The sequence below is a fragment of the Rothia sp. HSID18067 genome (assembly GCF_003989445.1).
Classification (GTDB): Bacteria; Actinomycetota; Actinomycetes; order Actinomycetales; family Micrococcaceae; genus Rothia; species Rothia aeria.
The window spans coordinates 171,834-188,706 of sequence record NZ_RBMF01000002.1 but is presented as its reverse complement, the minus strand read 5'-3'; the positions used below and the strand labels follow the sequence as shown (position 1 = coordinate 188,706).

Sequence of the window (16,873 nt, the reverse complement as noted above, 5' to 3'; positions counted from 1 at the left end):
AAAATATGAGCAAGTGTATTTTTAAAGTGCTTTGGGTCGTTCCGGTTCCCGACTTCGGGGGAGTGGCACGACACACGCTCGATATGGCGCGTGCCGGTATTCCAGGTTATGAGCTGGTGGTGCTCGCCCCTGCGGGGGTGCTCACCGAGCGGCTTAAAGAACTGGGCGTGCGCGTTATAGAAGCTGAGTTCGGCCCACATGCCGGGTTTAAACGCTCATTCACCTCGCTATTACGCGCGATTGAGGACGAAAACCCCGCAATCGTGCACAGCCACCTTGCCTACGCGGATGTTCTTGCCGCAGCCGCAGTGAACTCTCTCAAAATACGGCGAGCGTTAAACCGTTCGCGGCTCACCCCCAAACTATTCACGACAGAACACGGCATCGCTGGTGACGATTCCGTGTATCACGGCACCTCATGGCGTTCTAAACTCATGGAGCAGGTACACCGGGTACGCCTGTGGGGCACAGATACAGCAATCGCAGTCTCAGCCTCCACTGCGGAGCAGATGCACCGCAAATGGGGTGCCCGAACCGTCGAACTCGTATACAATGGTGTGGATATTGATGCGGTTTACGCGCAGGTTGACGCCTATCATGTACCCGCTGAACCGGATGCGCCACGCATCCTATCCCTCTCACGGCTCTCACCCGAGAAAGGGATCGACGTGCTCATTGACGCCTTCGCCAGGCTGCATGAACACTACCCGAAGGCCCGCCTAGAAATCGCTGGTGACGGCGAGCTATCCGCAGCTTTGAGGGAACAGGCACAACGCCTCAATCTGGGGGACTCAGTCACGTTCAGTGGTTTTACAGATCCTTATCAGGCGATGGGGCGCAGCGATATGGTGGTGCAGCTCTCCGTATGGGAGAACTGCTCTTACACTCTGCTGGATGCCAAATCTGCTGGGCTAAAAGTTGTGGCAACCGCTGTGGGAGGCAACCCCGAGGTCGTCTCTGCTAGGGAACTGATAGAGCGCTCATCCCCGAACCTGACCGAGCAGGTGTTTAGCCGGATGCACGCCCTGCTCTTGGAAGGTCCCAGCGAACAGTTTACCTGGCCTAATAACGCAACAATGGCACAACAGACAGCCGCCCTATACACGAACAAGCTACCGCGAGGAGGTACCCGGTGAGCGTCACAAGCTCTAAAGCCGCTAATGGCCAACCCGCATCTGCCGCCGAGCGGATCCAGAACCATCTGGGCCAGGGGACCGAGTATCTGCGGCAGGGTGCGGGGAAGATACGTCTTCCCGAGTTTATTATGTTTTTCCTCATGATCTTCGGAGAAGCTGCGCCGGGTATAGGGCTTCCCTATAACCAGGTTGTCATTATCGTGGTTGTGCTATATGCCCTCATTAAACAACCGGTGTACGAGCTGGGAAAATTTCAGAATCTGGCGTTTGTTATCTTTGCGGTGCTGGGGTATTTGGCGTTTGTGTCCCTCACGCACGAGCCTAGTTCTGGTGCTTTTGACTGGCAGCGCCGTCTGTTGCGCCTGGTTTTGGCCACTCTCCTGCTCTGGTCTATTGTCTCTGGCAGATTACATATCCGCTCAATGCTGGCGGGATATATAACCGCTCTTTTGATGAACGTCCCTGCATACTATGCTGGCCTCGGATCCACAGAGTATAAGGGATATCTGACCGGGTTCCTGGGAGATAAGAACGTCTCCGGTCTTGCCTACTGTATTTTTGGTCTTCTTGCCCTCACTCTTGCGCGCCGCCGTGTCGAGATCATCCTTACGATTATTGTATTCGCGACTATCCTGTGGCTGACGGGCTCTCGCACATCAATGGCCGCCTTCGCAATGGGAATTATCTGGATTGTGCTGGCTAAACGTCTTCCGGTGTGGGGGCGCCTTGTCCTCGGCTTGCTCATCTACCTGGCCCTTGGCATTCTCACCGATGATTATTCACAGTCATCACGCTTCGGAGACCGTGCTGGTAGTGACTGGTTCCGAACCCAAATCGATGCGGCCTCCCAAATAAAAGTAGAAAATACCGGTATTTTCGGTCGTGGTTTGGGCGAGGCCTACGTGTATCTGCACCATGACAATAAAGTCTGGCTGTTCCATAACTCTTACTGGTCTGCACTGGTGGAAGGCGGCTGGCCCTGGATGCTGCTCGTAGTCGGCATCACCGTTTTTTGTCTGGTGCGTCCTTTCAGTAATGCTTCACGGTGGAGCCGTGATGAGGCCTATATTCAGGGTGCAGGCGTTGCTTTGCTGATTTGCGCCCAACGCCTGGGTGAGGTGTTCTACACCTGGATGTGGGCCGTCTGCGTGGGATACGCGATCCGGGCCATCATTATTTCACGGGCGGCGGGTACCATTCATGAGCAGCCGGGGGATAAAGACGGGATTGACGGACGTATTCCTCTCACAAAGAAAACAACGCTTCTTACCCCACCGGCAGCGGGCACACTAGAGGTTACTCGGTAAATTCAAACAGGAGGGTTCAAGGTCATGGCGCAGGAATTGTATATTGCAACCAATAATGGTGATATGGGCGGCGGCGAGGTCATGCTGCTCAATATTGCCCGTGCCGCCCGTTCCCTTGGCTACAGAGTCACTGTTATTGGCCCAGCGCACCCGCCGCAGCTGGTTGAGGCTGCCGCCGATGAGGGGTTTGCCCGTGTGGTACTTCCCGCCCGTACCCGCTCCCAGTACATGATGCAGCTTCGCGCCTGGCACTCCGCCCATAAGAAAGTACTGCTGTGGTGCAATGGGCTGGTACCCGCTGCCGCTACCGGCGGGCGTAAGAACCGGATTGTGCACCTGCACCAGATTCCAGAGGGACTCAACGCAAAACTAGTCCCCTTTGCGCGTCGTAAGGCGAGTGCGACCCTGGTGCCGAGCAACTTTATGGCCCGGCAGATAAACGGTGCACAGGTTTTGAGCAACTGGGTCTCTGAGGTACCTACAGACCTTAAACATGACAATACTGATGTCATACGTGTGGGATTTATTGGACGGCTGAGCCCCATTAAAGGTATAGTTCCGCTGTGTAAGGCTATTGCTACCCTCACCCAGGGAGGCGGCGCGTACCGCCTGGTGGTAGCAGGGGAACCCGTTTTCACCTCTGAGGTGGAACAGGAACAGGTTGACCGTTCCCTTAGCCGTATTGCAGAGCACACCGAGCGTCTGGGGTGGGCCACCCCTGAGGCGTTGTTTAACAACGTCGATATGCTGGTAGTTCCCTCACTAGTTGCCGAGTCTTTCGGGCTTGTTGCTGCTGAAGCAATGAGCGCCCGCGTGCCTCTTATTGTCTCCGATTCGGGGGCACTGCCCGAGATCGTGGGTGAAAACTATCCATATATCGTCCCCAAGGGGGATGAGGCCGAGCTGGCGCGTACGATCAGCATCGTCGCGGAACAGCTGAGCTCAGACTCTGAGAAGCTCACCAACACTGTATCTGACGCTTTCTGGCGCTGGCAGGAGCTGTACTCTCCTGAGGCCGGTAAAGAACGCGTGCGCGAAATCCTGGAACAGCATATTTCACCCGCATAATATCCCTCTACGGCGGCGCGAGCCGACCGGAACACAACAGAATCACACCATAAAAGCATATCGTTATGACTCACCTTACACATCACGAAGCTCACTCGCATAACGCCGACCACTACTACAAAGCGGCCGTCATTATCCCCTCCAGAGGCGGTGCACACCTGCTGCACTACCCGCTGGAGGCTTTACGTGCCCAAACAGAAAAAGACTTTCAGGTAATCGTTGTGCTCGATGGCGACATCGACAATAGCGAGGCTGTCCTGAAAAAATATGCTGCCGAGGGCGGACTGAACCTAAGCACCATTATTTTCCCCGAAAACCGGGGGAGGGTAGCAGCCCTGAACGCTGGGCACCGGGCCGCTAATGCCAAGGTACTCATCCGCTGTGATGATGACCTGCAGCCGGACGAACATTACGTAGCGAACCACCTTCGCCTGCACCAAGAGTACGACGGGGTTATCGGCACCCTTAACAACGTATTTCCTCAGACCCCCTACTCGCTGGTTTATGGCAACTACCGAGATAAAAAGTTCAAGCAGGGAGCGCTCAGTGTACCCCCACATGAGCGCTGGCATTACTGGAACGGTAACTCGTCCGTATCAGCCGAGTTCTTCCACAAAGTAGGGGGATTCGACCCCGCCTACCGCCTCTACGGCTGGGAAGACGTCGATATGGGGAAAATGATCGCCGACGCTGCGGGAAAAATTCTTATCTCTTCCGAGGTAGAGGCGAAACACCACGCAGAAGCAACCACCACCTCCGTACGCGCTCTACGTGCCCTGCACTCTGGGGCGGCGCGCTCCATTTTCGTGCGAAAACACGGCGAACAGGCGCACACCGCCCCAAACCCGGGCGGGATGTGGGGCGCAGCGGTCAAAACACTCGCATTATTCACCACCGAACGAACCATCAAAACAGTGGGGGACGCCAGCGATAGAATCCTGCTCAAACTCCCGGTAAAGTTCGCCGAGAAAATTGTGGCGCTACAGGTTGAAGCAGCCTCCTACGCGGGTGTGAAATACCCACGCCGCGCCCAGAAAGTATTCTAGGAACCACATCATGTTCGCACACGCACATCATCTGCTCAGCGGAGCACAGAAAACCGCTAAAAAATGCCTGCCGTTCTGGCGGGTGCAAGCTACCGAAGAAATCGCTATCGCGCACGACTACCTCACCCAAAGAGGAGGTGCCGAGCGGGTGGTACTTGCCATGCACAAGGCCTTCCCCGAGGCGACAATATACACCACTCTCTACGACCCCGAAGGTACTTTCCCCGAGTTTAAAGATGCAAAAATTGTCACCAGTGGCATTAACCGCATTGGGCTGTTCCGCCATAAACACCGTTTCGCGCTGCCGCTGCTGCCGTTCGCTTCGTCCCTGTTGAAGGTGCCCGCCCGGAAGGCGATTATCTCAACCACCGGCTGGGCGCACGGGTTCAGGTACGCCGGGCAGAGCTTCGTCTACTGCCATTCCCCGGCGCGGTGGCTGTACCTGAGCGACCAGTATTTGGGGAAGAAAAAAGACGGTGTTGCGGGGATTGCCCTGCGCACGCTTAGGCCCGCACTGAAGCTGTGGGATCAGCGGGCCGCCGCAAAATCCGAGAACTATGTGGGTAACTCCACCATCATTAGGGAGCGGATCCAGAACGTCTACGGTAAAGAGGATGTACCGATTTTTTTCCCGCCGCATTCGGTAGATATGGATTCCCCGGCCGAGCCGATTCCTGGTTTGGAGACGTTCATGGCCGACGGCGACTATTTCCTGATCGTCTCACGCCTGCTGCCGTATAAGAACATAGAACACGCGGTGGAGGCGTTCACTCGCATGGGAAAGAAACTACTGATTATCGGCCGGGGGCCGGAGAAAGATAGCCTTCTAAAACATGCCGGGCCGACGGTGCGTATCGCCTCAGATCTGCCGGATGCGCAGCTATGTTACGCCTACCGCAACTGTGTGGCGCTGCTGGCGATTTCACACGAGGATTTCGGGATTACTCCCCTAGAAGCGGGTGCAAGCGGTAAACCTGTGATTGCGTTCCGTGCGGGCGGTTTCCTTGACACCGTCGTGGAAGGGCGCACCGGTGTGTTTATTGATGAGCCAACCCCTGAGTTGATCGAGTCTGCCGTGTCCTCATTTGACCCGGCACAGTGGGATCCCCAGCAGATTCGCGCCCATGTTGAAAAGTTCTCTGAAGAGAGGTTTATCGCCCAGCTGCACGAGTATGTGGCCCAGCTGGGATAACGCTAACGCTGCACGATTTGGCTGTATTCACCGCAGTATTACGGGAAGGGCAGGTGGGGGAAGTTTCCCGGAACATGCCGCCTGTTTACAGCTCTTCCAGGTACTCGCGGGACACCAAATCGGTCACAAAATCCTGCACCTGCTCGGCGATAGCCGCAGGGTCCTGTTCCGCAAGCTCCGCGATCTCTTCAATAGCCTCCGGGAGAGTCAGCGGAACCTCAAACACGCCCCAAATAATGGATGCTGACCCCTCTAAGACCGCGATGCTGCTGGTGCGCAAATCAGCAAGATAGCTGGCGGTGGGGCTGTACTTGGCGAATTCGTCGGTGTGCACATAGGCGATATATTCGGGGATGCAGTAACGCAGCTGAGCCATTATTTGCCGCCTTTCGGAAATTTAATGCCGAAACGGCTGAAGAACTGCCGCCATATTTCGCTCCGGCTGGGTTTATGCCCCAGCGTCATTGCCAGGTGGTCTTCATTTACCAGCGCAATATTTTTGATAACCCGCGCCTTCTCGGCAATACCGCGTGCTGAGCGTACCCGTGCAAACCACAGCAGGTAGGGGGGAACTTTCGTCGAGACAGCCTTCCACAGCAGGTAGTCGCGGTGCCCCCTGTAGGCCGCTAGATGGCCCATTGCCGCCGCGTAGGCGATGCCGGAGTGCAGCTCTAAGGCCCTATCGTGTACCCGTTCCCATTCGCTGTAGCTCATGATTTCGTTAAGGTATTTGAGGTCGCTGCTGTATTTCGCGGCGGCTCGTGCACGGTGCAGCACCACAATAACTCGCGCATCCAGCACAGACGGTACGGTGCAGGGCCGGTGCGCTATATCGCGTGTGGTTCGGGCCAGCCACAGCTGCTCAAAAACCCGTTCATGGTTCTCGCCCAGGCCGGGGAAGAACCGGTGTATGTCGGTCAGCCCCCACGCATCGTGGTGAAGGGTCATGGCGTGCTCAAATACTGAGCCGGTTTCAAAGTGCGCTTGGATACTCCACCCCTGAGCTATAAGCGCCTGCACGAACCGGTCCACATGGGAGGGGCGTACCAGCAAATCCACGTCGGTGCTGTGCCGCTCGGGACGGTACACCTCCGGACCGAATGCGTACCCTTTAACGTGCAGAATATCTATGCCGTTGGCGTTGGCGACGCGCTGAAAGTAGGCGTGCGCCAGCATAATACGTGCTTTGAGCGGCGCTGAGGCGGCCTGCCGTTCAGTTTTTTCCACAGGGTGTCTTCCAGTTAGTTTTTGAAGCGTGTGCTGTAGCTACAGTATAGGGCGGGGACAAGGCGCAATGTCTTATCCCCGCCCCGGTTAACTGCTGCGGGCGGTAAACCTATTTCTTGGCTTTCTTCCGAGACTTCACTTTTTTCTTCGTGCCGTCTTTTGAGTAGCCGTAGTAGGTTGCGTACCCCACGTAGCTGTTGGCGTAGCCGAAGCCGTAGTAGGAGTTACCCAGGCCCTTACGCGGCGCACGGTTCAGCACCAGCCCGAAGAGGTTAGCATTCACCTTGTTCAGGTTATTGGTTGCCTCGGTCATCTGCTCGCGATGGCTCTTACCGATCGAACCAACCATAATCACGCCATCTACCGCGTAGGAGAGCAGTGAGGCATCGGTGACGGGCAGCAGCGGCGGGGCATCCAGAACCACCACGAACTCTTCGGATAGTTCCCTGACCAGCTGGCGCATCTTATCGGAGCCCAGCAGTTCTGAGGGGTTCGGGGGGATACGTCCGGCGGTGAGCACGAACAGGTTGGATTCCTCCAACTGGTACACGGCCTCAGCAATATCGACCTGACCGGCCAGCACCTGGGTGAGACCGACCTTCGCATCAACGTTGAGTTTCTTCGCCAGGGTGGGGCGGCGCAGGTCAGCATCGATGAGGATGACAGCCTGACCAGACTCAGCCATGGAACGCGCCAGCGACAGCGACACGGTGGACTTACCTTCACTGGGAACCGCGGAGGTGACCAGGAACGAACGCGGCGGCTCGTCAATATTGACGAAACGCAGGTTGGTGCGCAGCTGACGAATTGACTCTTGAGCGATATGGTCGTTGGAGGAGCCGGTAACAATGTTTTCTTCAGTGAGGTCATCACTGGTGGGCAGAACACCAAGGATGCTGCTGCCGGTGGCTTTCACGGCGTCATCACGGGTACGGATGCGCTGGTCCACGGAGCGGCGCAGGAAGATCACAACGTACACAAGAACGAGCCCGGCGACTGCACCGATGAGGGTGTTACGGGTGTAGTTGGGGGATACCAGCGGGGGGTTAATACTTGCGTTATCGAGAGGGATCACGCGGATATTATTCGCGGCGTTACCGCTAACAGCGGTGTTCGCGCTAGCATTAGCACCTGCAGTGTTGCCGTTCTCAGCATTGGGGGTGGCGTTATTCCCCCCATTGCTGTTGGCGGCGTTGCCGCTACCGCCGTTATTGCCTTCAATATTCTTAATGTATTCAGCGGTGGCGTGTAGCGCCGAGTTCGCCAGAACCTGCGCCTGCTCCGGTGTGGAGGCGTGGGCGCTGACTTTAATCAGCGAGCTGTTTTCGTCAGTGGACGCGGTAACACTGCCGCGGATACCGCTGACGGTCATCCCCATATTGGGGTTTTTCTCTTGAATGATTTTCGCCACAGCCTCGGAGGAGACGATAGCGGAGTAGGAGCGGGCGCGGTCTTTCGCAGCCGATGAGCCCGAGAGCACGTCAATGGTGCCGCCGCTGCCAATGGTGACGTACCCGGATGCGCTGGCCGCATACACCTTGGGCTGGGTGAGGGAATAGCCGACGCCTAAGAGAGCACCAATAATGATGCCGAGGATAAGCAACACGAGGTTTGCCCTCGTGGTGCGCACAAAGTCCAGTATGGTCATGGTCTGTGATTACTCCAGAATGCGTATGTGATGTATTTGAGCTGAGTGTAGTCGACCCGTGCCCGGGCACAGTTGAGCGAAGACGCCACCTTACCGTAGCAGGTTGAGAAGGTATTCGCCGTAACCGCTCTTAACGAGGGGGCCTGCGATCTCGCTGAGTTCCTGATCGCTGAGCCAGCCTGCGCGCCACGCAATTTCTTCGGGGCATCCAATGGAAAGACCCTGACGTTTTTGCACGGTGCGGATGAAGTTCGTGGCATCCGCGAGTGAATCGAAGGTGCCGGTGTCGAGCCACGCAGTGCCGCGCGGAAGAACCTCCACTTTCAGTTTACCCTGTTTTAGGTATACACGGTTAAGGTCGGTGATTTCCAGTTCACCACGCGGTGAAGGTTCAAGTTCTTGTGCATAGTTAACCACATCCCGGTCGTAGAAATACAGGCCGGGGATCACGTAGTCGCTCTTGGGGTTTTCGGGCTTTTCCTCAATGGAGAGGGCGTTGTTGTTCTCGTCGAATTCGACCACACCGTAGGCGCGCGGGTCAGCCACCTGGTAGGCGAAGACAGTTGCGCCGTCCTTCTGTTCGTATTTGGCCAACTGGGTGCCGAGCCCGTGCCCGTAGAAAATATTGTCGCCAAGCACGAGGGCAACGGGGCTATTACCAATAAAATCTGCACCAAGAATAAATGCTTGAGCCAGCCCGTCAGGGGAGGGCTGCGCCTTGTATTCGAAGTGAACCCCGAATCTTGAGCCGTCCCCGAGTAGCCTTTGGAACTGCTCCTGGTCGGCAGGGGTGGTGATAATGAGGATATCCCGGATACCCGCCAACATGAGTGTTGAGAGCGGGTAATAGATCATCGGCTTGTCATAGACCGGGGTGAGCTGTTTGCTAATGCCCTGAGTGATGGGGTGAAGGCGGCTGCCGGTGCCGCCAGCTAGAATGATTCCTTTCATAGTTTCTATATTGTGTCACGATTCTCGCCGTTTGTATGCATAAAAATACGGGTGTCGGGCGCTAAAATCTAACGTATGGCTCACATTCTTGTTACCGGCGGCGCCGGTTTTATTGGCTCAAACTTTGTTCATCACCTGTTGGAGCGCACTCAGCACACTGTCACAGTTCTCGACAAAATGACGTACGCCGCGAACGCGGCTTCCCTTGCGGGGCTTGATGAATCCCGCTTTAAGCTGGTGGTTGGCGATATTGCAGATCGTGAACTCACCGACGAACTCGTAGCGCAGGCGGATGCAGTCATCCATTACGCCGCAGAATCCCATAACGATAACTCCCTGGCGAACCCAGAACCTTTTATTCACACCAACCTGATCGGCACGTTTACCCTGCTGGAGGCGGTGCGCAGGCACGGAACCCGCTACCATCACATCTCGACCGATGAAGTTTTCGGCGATTTGGCGCTGGATGACCCCGCAAAGTTCACCGAAACTACTCCCTATAACCCTTCCTCCCCGTACTCTTCCACCAAGGCGGGCTCCGATCTGCTGGTGCGCGCCTGGGTGCGTTCTTTCGGGATTGAGGCGACCATCTCGAACTGCTCGAATAACTACGGACCGTATCAGCACATCGAAAAATTTATTCCCCGGCAGATTACGAATATCCTCTCGGGGCTGACCCCTAAGCTCTACGGCGAGGGTCTGAACGTGCGCGACTGGATTCACGCATCCGATCATTCTTCGGCGGTGCTGCGCATCCTTGACTCCGGCAAAATTGGTGAGACCTACCTTATCGGTGCAGACGGTGAGGAGAATAACATTACCGTGCTGCGCACTATTCTTCGCCTCATGGGCAAAGACGAGAACGACTTTGAACATGTGATAGACCGGCCCGGGCACGATATGCGGTATGCCATTGACGGCACCCGTCTGCGCGAAGAGCTCGGGTGGGAACCGCAGTTCACCGACTTTGAAGCGGGTCTTGACGATACTATCGCGTGGTATACCGATAACCGTTCCTGGTGGGAACCGCTCAAGGCAGAAGTTGAGGCTAAATACGCGAAGGCGGGGCAGTAAATGACGAAAGAACTGAACGTAAGGGCAACCGATATACCTGGGCTGCTCGTCATCGATCTGCCCGTGCACGGCGATAATCGCGGCTGGTTTAAGGAAAACTGGCAGCGTGAGAAAATGCGTGCCGCCGGTCTGCCCGATTTTGACCCGGTGCAGAATAATATTTCTTTTAACACCTCGGTAGGCACCACACGCGGTATTCATGCCGAACCCTGGGATAAATACGTTTCGGTGGCGAGCGGCCGAATTTTCGGTGCCTGGGTAGACTTGCGTGCGGGGGAGAGCTTCGGACGGGTCGTGACCGTCGAACTCGGCCCCGACACCGCTATCTTCGTTCCGCGCGGGGTTGGCAACGCCTTCCAAACCCTGGAGGAAAACACCGCCTACACCTACCTGGTGAACGACCACTGGTCGGCGGATGCTCTCACCGCCTACAGCTTCCTGAACCTCGCGGACGAAAGCGCCGCCATCGACTGGCCTATCGACCTGGCGCAGGCTGAGCTTTCAGAGAAGGACCGCAAACACCCGCGCTTACATGAGATCACCCCGCTTACCCCCGACCCTCTTCTGATTGTGGGTGCGGGCGGGCAGCTTGGGCGTGAACTCGTGCGCCAGCTGACCGCGCAGAATATCCCCTTTGAGGCGGTGGATCGTGATCAGCTCGATCTCGGTACCCCCGAAAAATGGCGAAACGCCTTCCGCTGGCGGTCATACCGCGCGGTCATCAATGCTGCCGCCTACACCGCAGTGGATAACGCCGAAACCCTCGAGGGGCGCCGCGAAGCCTGGGCCGCCAACGCTCACGGAGTCGCCGCCCTAGCGAGCGTCTGCGAAGAAGCGAATCTTCCTCTCGTGCACGTTTCCACCGACTACGTCTTCGACGGAACTCTGCCGGTAGGGCAGGAATACTCGGTGGAGCATCCCATCGCCCCGCTGAGCGTATATGGCGCCTCTAAGGCAGCGGGGGAGAGCGCCGCGACCGCGTGGCGCAAACACTACCTGCTGCGCACCAGCTGGGTGGTTGGCGAGGGCAAAAATTTTGTGGCGACTATGGCGTCTCTGGCCGAACGCGGCGTGAATCCTGCCGTCGTGGCGGATCAGTGGGGGCGCCCTACCTTCACCCAAGACTTGGCAGGGGCGGCACTGCATCTGCTGTTTACCGGCGCACCCTACGGCATCTACCATGTGTCAAATAGCGGCGAGGTTATCACTTGGGCAGATCTTGCCCGCGCCGTATACACCGGAACCGGTCACGATGCCGCCCGAGTAAGCAACACCACCACTGAAGAATACTTCGCCAACGCCCAGGTCTTCGCCCCGCGCCCCGCCAACTCTGCCCTGGATCTTTCAAAGCTTATTGCTGCCGGATTTACCCCGCGCGATCACCGTGATGCGCTCGCCGAGTACCTGTGCACCCTGTAGCTAGCCGTCAGGCTGGTGTGCGAGTCACTCTTGCTCGCATCTAGAAAATTTGTAAGAATATAGTGTTAGCCAAGGCGAGGGCAGACTCTGCCGTTATCGACGAGGTGGCGCATGGAATCCCATGATTCGCGCCATTATTCTCTTGGCGCATTACCCATTATGTATAGAGTGGAGATTACCATGTCAGAAATTAAGATTACCGCTGAGCCCCGCCCCGATTTTGGGAAGGGCTACGCACGCCGCATCCGCGCAGCAGGCAACATTCCCGCCGTTATCTACGGCAACGGCAAAGAGCCTAAGCACGTGATCCTGCCCGGCCACGAGACCACCCTGGCTGTGCGCAACAAGGATGCCGTTCTGGTGATTGAGGTTGACGGCGAGCAGTTCAAGGCTCGCGTGCAGGATATTCAACGTCACCCGATCCGCCCCGAGCTGCAGCACATCGACCTGCTGTTTGTGGACTAATCCAATAAGCGGCAGATAACCGTATTGGGCGCGACCCGCACACGAACCTACCGGGCTCGGTGCGGGTCGCACCGTATCTGCCGGAACATTTCACACCCACAAGGGGGCTGATTTGTCACTACTCACACGATTCTTGAAGGGGCGGGCTGATATGTCTGATGCGTGGCTCATCGTTGGTTTGGGAAACCCCGGCCCGCAGTACGCTAAAACACGCCACAATATTGGGCAGATGGTGCTTGACGAGCTGGCGCGTGAGGTAGGCGGAACCTTCAAAAAACATCCTAAAGCGTCCGCTGTCGTGGCTACAGGCCGTCTTGGTATGGGCGGGCCCAAGGTTGTGCTCATGAAATCGCTCGGGTACATGAACGTTTCGGGCGGTCCTGTCTCAGCGGTCGCAAAGTTCTACGGGATTGAGCCCGACCATGTGGTGGTGGTGCACGACGAGCTGGACATCCCCTTTGACACCATCAAACTTAAACGCGGTGGGGGAGAAGGCGGGCACAACGGCCTGCGTGACATTACTAAAGCGTTCGGCACTAAAGAGTACTACCGTGTGCGTGCTGGTATTGGCCGCCCGCCCGGTCGCATGAACACCGCAGATTTTGTGCTCAAACCGTTCTCCACGGCCGAGGCAAAAAACCTGCCTTTCCTGATCTCTAACGCGGCGGATGCGGTGCGTATGCTCGTTGAGAAAGGCCTAGTTGCGGCGCAGCAGCACTACCATTCCGCCTAGCTGCCGGGTACTGCGGCGGTGCTTTGGGAGGCGTGGTTGCTCACACCTAACTATCCTTCACCCCGGGTGGAGGAATAAGCTAGAAAAGTATGACGTTATGCCCTGCCGGGTGCTTGCACGCTGTGCGCCACGCCCGGTTTTGGGCGTCCTAGACGCTTAACATCCTTAAACTGGGCGTGCCCCACACGAGAGAAGAAGGTTACCGTGGCAGAATACTCGACCCCAGCGAACACGCCGTTGAATGACCAGCTGGTGCGTGATCTGCGCGCCGATTTCCCTATCCTCGGTACGCAGGTGAATGGGCACCCGCTGGTGTATCTGGATTCGGGGGCCACCAGCCAGAAACCCCTGCAGGTGCTTGATGCCGAACGTGACTTCTACCTGCACGCGAACTCTGCGGTACACCGGGGGGCGCACACGCTCGCAGTTGAAGCCACCGACTTGTTCGAGGATGCGCGAGCTACCGTTGCTCGTTTTGTGGGCGCCACTGATAAGGAACTCGTGTGGACCTCCAACGCTACTGAGGCATTGAACCTTATCGCCTACGCTATCGGGAACGCCTCTCAAGGGATTGGCGGGGAAAAAGCCGAACAGTTCGCCCTAGGTGAGGGTGATGAGATTGTCACCACCGAGGTGGAACACCACGCCAACCTGATTCCCTGGCAGATCCTAGCCCAGCGCACCGGCGCAACCTTGCGCCACATTCCGGTGACCTCCGACGGTCAACTCGACTACGAGGCTGCTGAACAGATCGTGGGGCAGAACACCCGTGTCCTAGCGTTTACACATGTTTCTAATGTGACTGGTGCGATCACGGACGTGCCGTATATGGTGGCGCTCGCGCGGAAGGCGGGCGCACTCACTGTTCTTGACGCCTGCCAGTCAGTACCGCATATGCCCGTTGATTTTCCGGGTCTTGGGGTGGATTTTGCCGCATTTTCGGGGCATAAGATGCTCGCACCCACCGGTATTGGCGCGCTCTATGGCCGTGCCGAGCTGCTGGATGCGCTACCGCCATTCCTTACTGGCGGTTCTATGATCACCCGTGTGGGGCTGGAAGATGCCGAGTACATGCCTGCTCCCATTAAGTTTGAGGCGGGCACTCAGCGGGTTTCGCAGACTGTGGCTTTTGCCGCCGCCGTGCGTTACCTTGAGCATGTGGGGATGGCCAATGTGCAGGCGTGGGAGCATGAGCTGGGGCAGCGCCTTGCCGCGGGCGTGCAGCAGATTGAGGGGGTGCGCCTGCTCGGGCCCGCCGACCCTGCCCGCCGCGCCGGGCTTGTGTCTTTGGCGATTGATGGGGTGCATCCGCACGATGTGGGTCAGCTTCTGGACACCTGGGGTATTGCGGTGCGAGTGGGGCACCATTGCGCCCAGCCGCTGCATAAGCTCTCAGGGGTCACCGCCTCCACCCGTGCCTCCGCCTACCTGTATAACACCACTGACGATATTGAGGCGTTCCTGGCTGCTTTGGCGAAGGTGCGCCCCTATTTTGGCCTGTAACCGCGCCGAACGCGCACCGTATCTACCTCTACACACTGCCGCAGAAATGGATGGATTATGTCTTTAGAATCGTTGTACCAAGAAATTATCCTGGAGCACTCCAAACAGCGTTCGGGTGAGCACCTCGTGGAGGTCCCTAACGGGCGTTGCAGCGCCGATAACCACCAGTACAACCCCACCTGTGGGGACGAGATTAACCTGCGCCTGGTACTTTCGGATAAGCAAAAAGACGGCGAAAAGGTAATCGAGTCAGTCTCTTGGGAAGGTGATGGCTGCTCTATCTCAATGGCTGCGGCGTCGGTGCTTTCAGAGATGGCACCGGGCATGACTGTGGGGGAACTGCAGCACCACGTGGATGTGTTCCGCCAGATGCTGCGTTCACGCGGTCAGATCACCCTGGATGAAGAAGAGTACGGCGATATGGCGGCATTCTCGGGGGTCTCAAAATTCATGGCCCGCGTCAAATGCGCAATGCTCTCCTGGGTTGCCGCCGAAGAAGCAGCCCGGGAGGCTGCAGGAAAACACGCGTAGTACGTTCTGGCGATGCCAACTGGTCAGCGGGGAATTTCTACCCCGCTGTATCAGTGGTGTATCTCTTGGGCACATACCAAACTGTTGCTTATGCTTTGGCGGTTTCATACCCGGACGATAGGAGCAGTACGGCAATCAAAGGTGCCTACTCGTTGAATAAATTCCACGCGTGGGGTGAGGGACCGTCGTAGAACATAAAATGATCTAATTCTTCCACCTCTATATTTTGGCAAAATAAACTGGTGTACATAATCTCAAAAAACTCTTTATAGGTGATTTTACTGTTGGGGGTTGGAAAAATACTTCCGCTATAAAAATTTAGTAAATCTTCCAACTGCGTCTCACTGCAGTTCGTAGTACAGTACAGAAAACTTAGCCGTATTTTATGCTGGTTTTCTGGTGAATAGTGCAATAGCTCAGGCCGTAGCAGGTCTTCGAGAATGATATTTCTGTCTTTCTCCGTGGATATATCCAAGTCAGCATACTGAGTTATGGATGTACCCGCGCATTCCAGAATTTCCCCGTCAAGTATAGTGAGTATATTAAGCGCGTAGAAGGTATTGATACGATTCTTTTTCATTATAGAAGTCCTAGGTGCATAAACTGCTCATGGGTAAATGGTGATTATCCGAGAAAACTTTTAAGATGCCGTTTGGGGGAGAATAGCCTAAGGATTTTTGGAAAATTCTCACGCATATAGTATGCCGATTGCATATCGAAGTTATTCACACTATCCCCTTCATTATTATCATAATTCTTAGTTTTTATGAGGTGAGTCGGTAAAAGATTACCCTCACTTCCTGCTGCTTGTGCTGTGACTGCTGACTAACAGAGGCCACTGAAGAGCGGGTATCCTTCCGGGGTGATTGGCGTGACTTTCACGATAAGCCTGCCGCGGAACTGAGCGGTGCTAGAATTAGGCTGGTGCCTGCAGATCACGGCTTTTCCCTCCCTAAATGCCCCTTGTTTTCATCCAAGAAACAGCGGAACGGACAAGCGCTAGAGGTGCCACCAAAAATTTCATTATTCAGTCACCCACGAGAGAACCCCATGACCATCGGATACGCCGCCGGCGCCTACGACCTTTTCCACGTCGGCCACCTGAACATCCTGCGCCAAGCAAAAGCGAACTGCGACCACCTCATCGCCGGGGTGGTTCACGACGACGTGCTGGAACAAACCAAAGGCCGCCGGCCCGTCATCCCGATTGAAGAACGCGCCGAAATCGTCAGCCACATTAGCTACGTGGACGAGGTGCATATTGAGACTAACCCGGATAAACTACATACCTGGTCTCAGAAGCCCTTTGATGTGTTCTTCAAAGGCGACGACTGGAAAGGCACCGAAAAAGGCATAGCCTTAGAAAACCGCTTCGCCGAAGTGGGGGTGCGCGTACACTACTTCCCGTACACCGAGCACACCTCAAGCACCAAGCTTCGTAAAGTTGTAGACCTGTTGGAGGCAGAACACGACGCAATCGAAGCTCTCGGGCGCATTATGCGCCTGCTGGACGACGAACAGCAGCACGGGGCCAGCATCAAAAGGGGTCTCATCGCTCAGGAGAACGACTAGA

Annotated in this window: 16 protein-coding genes; 12 read left to right on the top strand and 4 right to left on the bottom strand. The window is 56.3% G+C overall.

From position 1 onward, the window contains the following. The first annotated feature begins 5 nt into the window (after window positions 1-5). The 5 genes from D8M23_RS05900 to D8M23_RS05880 all read left to right on the top strand — a co-directional run bounded on the left by D8M23_RS05900 (window position 6) and on the right by D8M23_RS05880 (window position 5,749). Window positions 6-1,136 (top strand): glycosyltransferase, encoded by a 1,131-nt coding sequence (locus D8M23_RS05900; protein ID WP_126854060.1) that lies wholly within the window; start codon window positions 6-8, stop codon window positions 1,134-1,136. Further along, entirely contained in the window at window positions 1,133-2,443 is a 1,311-nt protein-coding gene (locus D8M23_RS05895; protein ID WP_126854059.1) for an O-antigen ligase family protein, read from the top strand. Before D8M23_RS05900 ends, D8M23_RS05895 begins: the two co-directional genes overlap by 4 nt. Before the next feature lie 24 nt (window positions 2,444-2,467). Further along, window positions 2,468-3,511, top strand: coding sequence for a glycosyltransferase family 4 protein (locus tag D8M23_RS05890; RefSeq protein ID WP_126854058.1), 1,044 nt, complete (start codon window positions 2,468-2,470; stop codon window positions 3,509-3,511). A gap of 65 nt (window positions 3,512-3,576) precedes the next feature. Further along, entirely contained in the window at window positions 3,577-4,557 is a 981-nt protein-coding gene (locus D8M23_RS05885) for a glycosyltransferase family 2 protein (RefSeq protein ID WP_126854057.1), read from the top strand. A 10-nt stretch (window positions 4,558-4,567) separates the two neighbouring features. Then, the gene (locus D8M23_RS05880) at window positions 4,568-5,749 is read left to right on the top strand and encodes a glycosyltransferase (RefSeq protein WP_126854056.1); all 1,182 of its coding nucleotides are present in this window, start codon (window positions 4,568-4,570) and stop codon (window positions 5,747-5,749) included. An 85-nt stretch (window positions 5,750-5,834) separates the two neighbouring features. Here the strand turns inward: D8M23_RS05880 and D8M23_RS05875 are convergent, their stop codons facing one another. The 4 genes from D8M23_RS05875 to rfbA form a co-directional block, all read right to left on the bottom strand. After that, on the bottom strand, window positions 5,835-6,125 hold the full coding sequence (locus D8M23_RS05875; protein WP_126854055.1) for a PqqD family protein: 291 nt from the start codon (window positions 6,123-6,125) through the stop codon (window positions 5,835-5,837). Next, window positions 6,125-6,976, bottom strand: a complete 852-nt coding sequence (locus D8M23_RS05870) for a nucleotidyltransferase family protein (RefSeq protein WP_126854054.1) — start codon at window positions 6,974-6,976, stop codon at window positions 6,125-6,127. The genes D8M23_RS05875 and D8M23_RS05870 overlap by 1 nt, the downstream gene beginning before the upstream one ends. A 109-nt stretch (window positions 6,977-7,085) precedes the next feature. Then, a complete protein-coding gene (locus tag D8M23_RS05865) occupies window positions 7,086-8,624 on the bottom strand; it encodes a polysaccharide biosynthesis tyrosine autokinase (RefSeq protein ID WP_126854053.1) in 1,539 nt (512 codons plus the stop codon). 90 nt (window positions 8,625-8,714) lie between these two features. Beyond that, complete coding sequence (gene rfbA / locus D8M23_RS05860) at window positions 8,715-9,575, bottom strand: glucose-1-phosphate thymidylyltransferase RfbA (RefSeq protein WP_126854052.1); 861 nt, start codon at window positions 9,573-9,575, stop codon at window positions 8,715-8,717. Window positions 9,576-9,650: 75 nt separating this feature from the next. Between rfbA and rfbB the strand changes: the two genes are divergently transcribed. From rfbB to D8M23_RS05825, 7 genes are all read left to right on the top strand, one after another. Further along, complete coding sequence (gene rfbB, locus D8M23_RS05855; protein WP_126854051.1) at window positions 9,651-10,649, top strand: dTDP-glucose 4,6-dehydratase; 999 nt, start codon at window positions 9,651-9,653, stop codon at window positions 10,647-10,649. After that, window positions 10,650-12,068 (top strand): dTDP-4-dehydrorhamnose reductase, encoded by a 1,419-nt coding sequence (gene rfbD / locus D8M23_RS05850; protein WP_126854050.1) that lies wholly within the window; start codon window positions 10,650-10,652, stop codon window positions 12,066-12,068. 180 nt (window positions 12,069-12,248) lie between these two features. Beyond that, on the top strand, window positions 12,249-12,533 hold the full coding sequence (locus D8M23_RS05845; RefSeq protein ID WP_006888036.1) for a 50S ribosomal protein L25: 285 nt from the start codon (window positions 12,249-12,251) through the stop codon (window positions 12,531-12,533). Between the two features lie 151 nt (window positions 12,534-12,684). Further along, entirely contained in the window at window positions 12,685-13,266 is a 582-nt protein-coding gene (pth, locus tag D8M23_RS05840) for an aminoacyl-tRNA hydrolase (RefSeq protein ID WP_126500835.1), read from the top strand. A gap of 204 nt (window positions 13,267-13,470) precedes the next feature. Next, window positions 13,471-14,769 carry a SufS family cysteine desulfurase gene (locus tag D8M23_RS05835; RefSeq protein ID WP_126499710.1) on the top strand — a complete coding sequence of 433 codons (1,299 nt, stop codon included), beginning with the start codon at window positions 13,471-13,473 and terminating at the stop codon, window positions 14,767-14,769. A 57-nt stretch (window positions 14,770-14,826) separates the two neighbouring features. Next, window positions 14,827-15,300: a Fe-S cluster assembly sulfur transfer protein SufU gene (gene sufU, locus D8M23_RS05830; protein WP_126854049.1), complete on the top strand. Its 474-nt coding sequence runs from the start codon at window positions 14,827-14,829 to the stop codon at window positions 15,298-15,300. A gap of 1,050 nt (window positions 15,301-16,350) precedes the next feature. Continuing rightward, window positions 16,351-16,872 (top strand): adenylyltransferase/cytidyltransferase family protein, encoded by a 522-nt coding sequence (locus D8M23_RS05825; RefSeq protein ID WP_006888167.1) that lies wholly within the window; start codon window positions 16,351-16,353, stop codon window positions 16,870-16,872. Window position 16,873 lies beyond the last annotated feature (1 nt).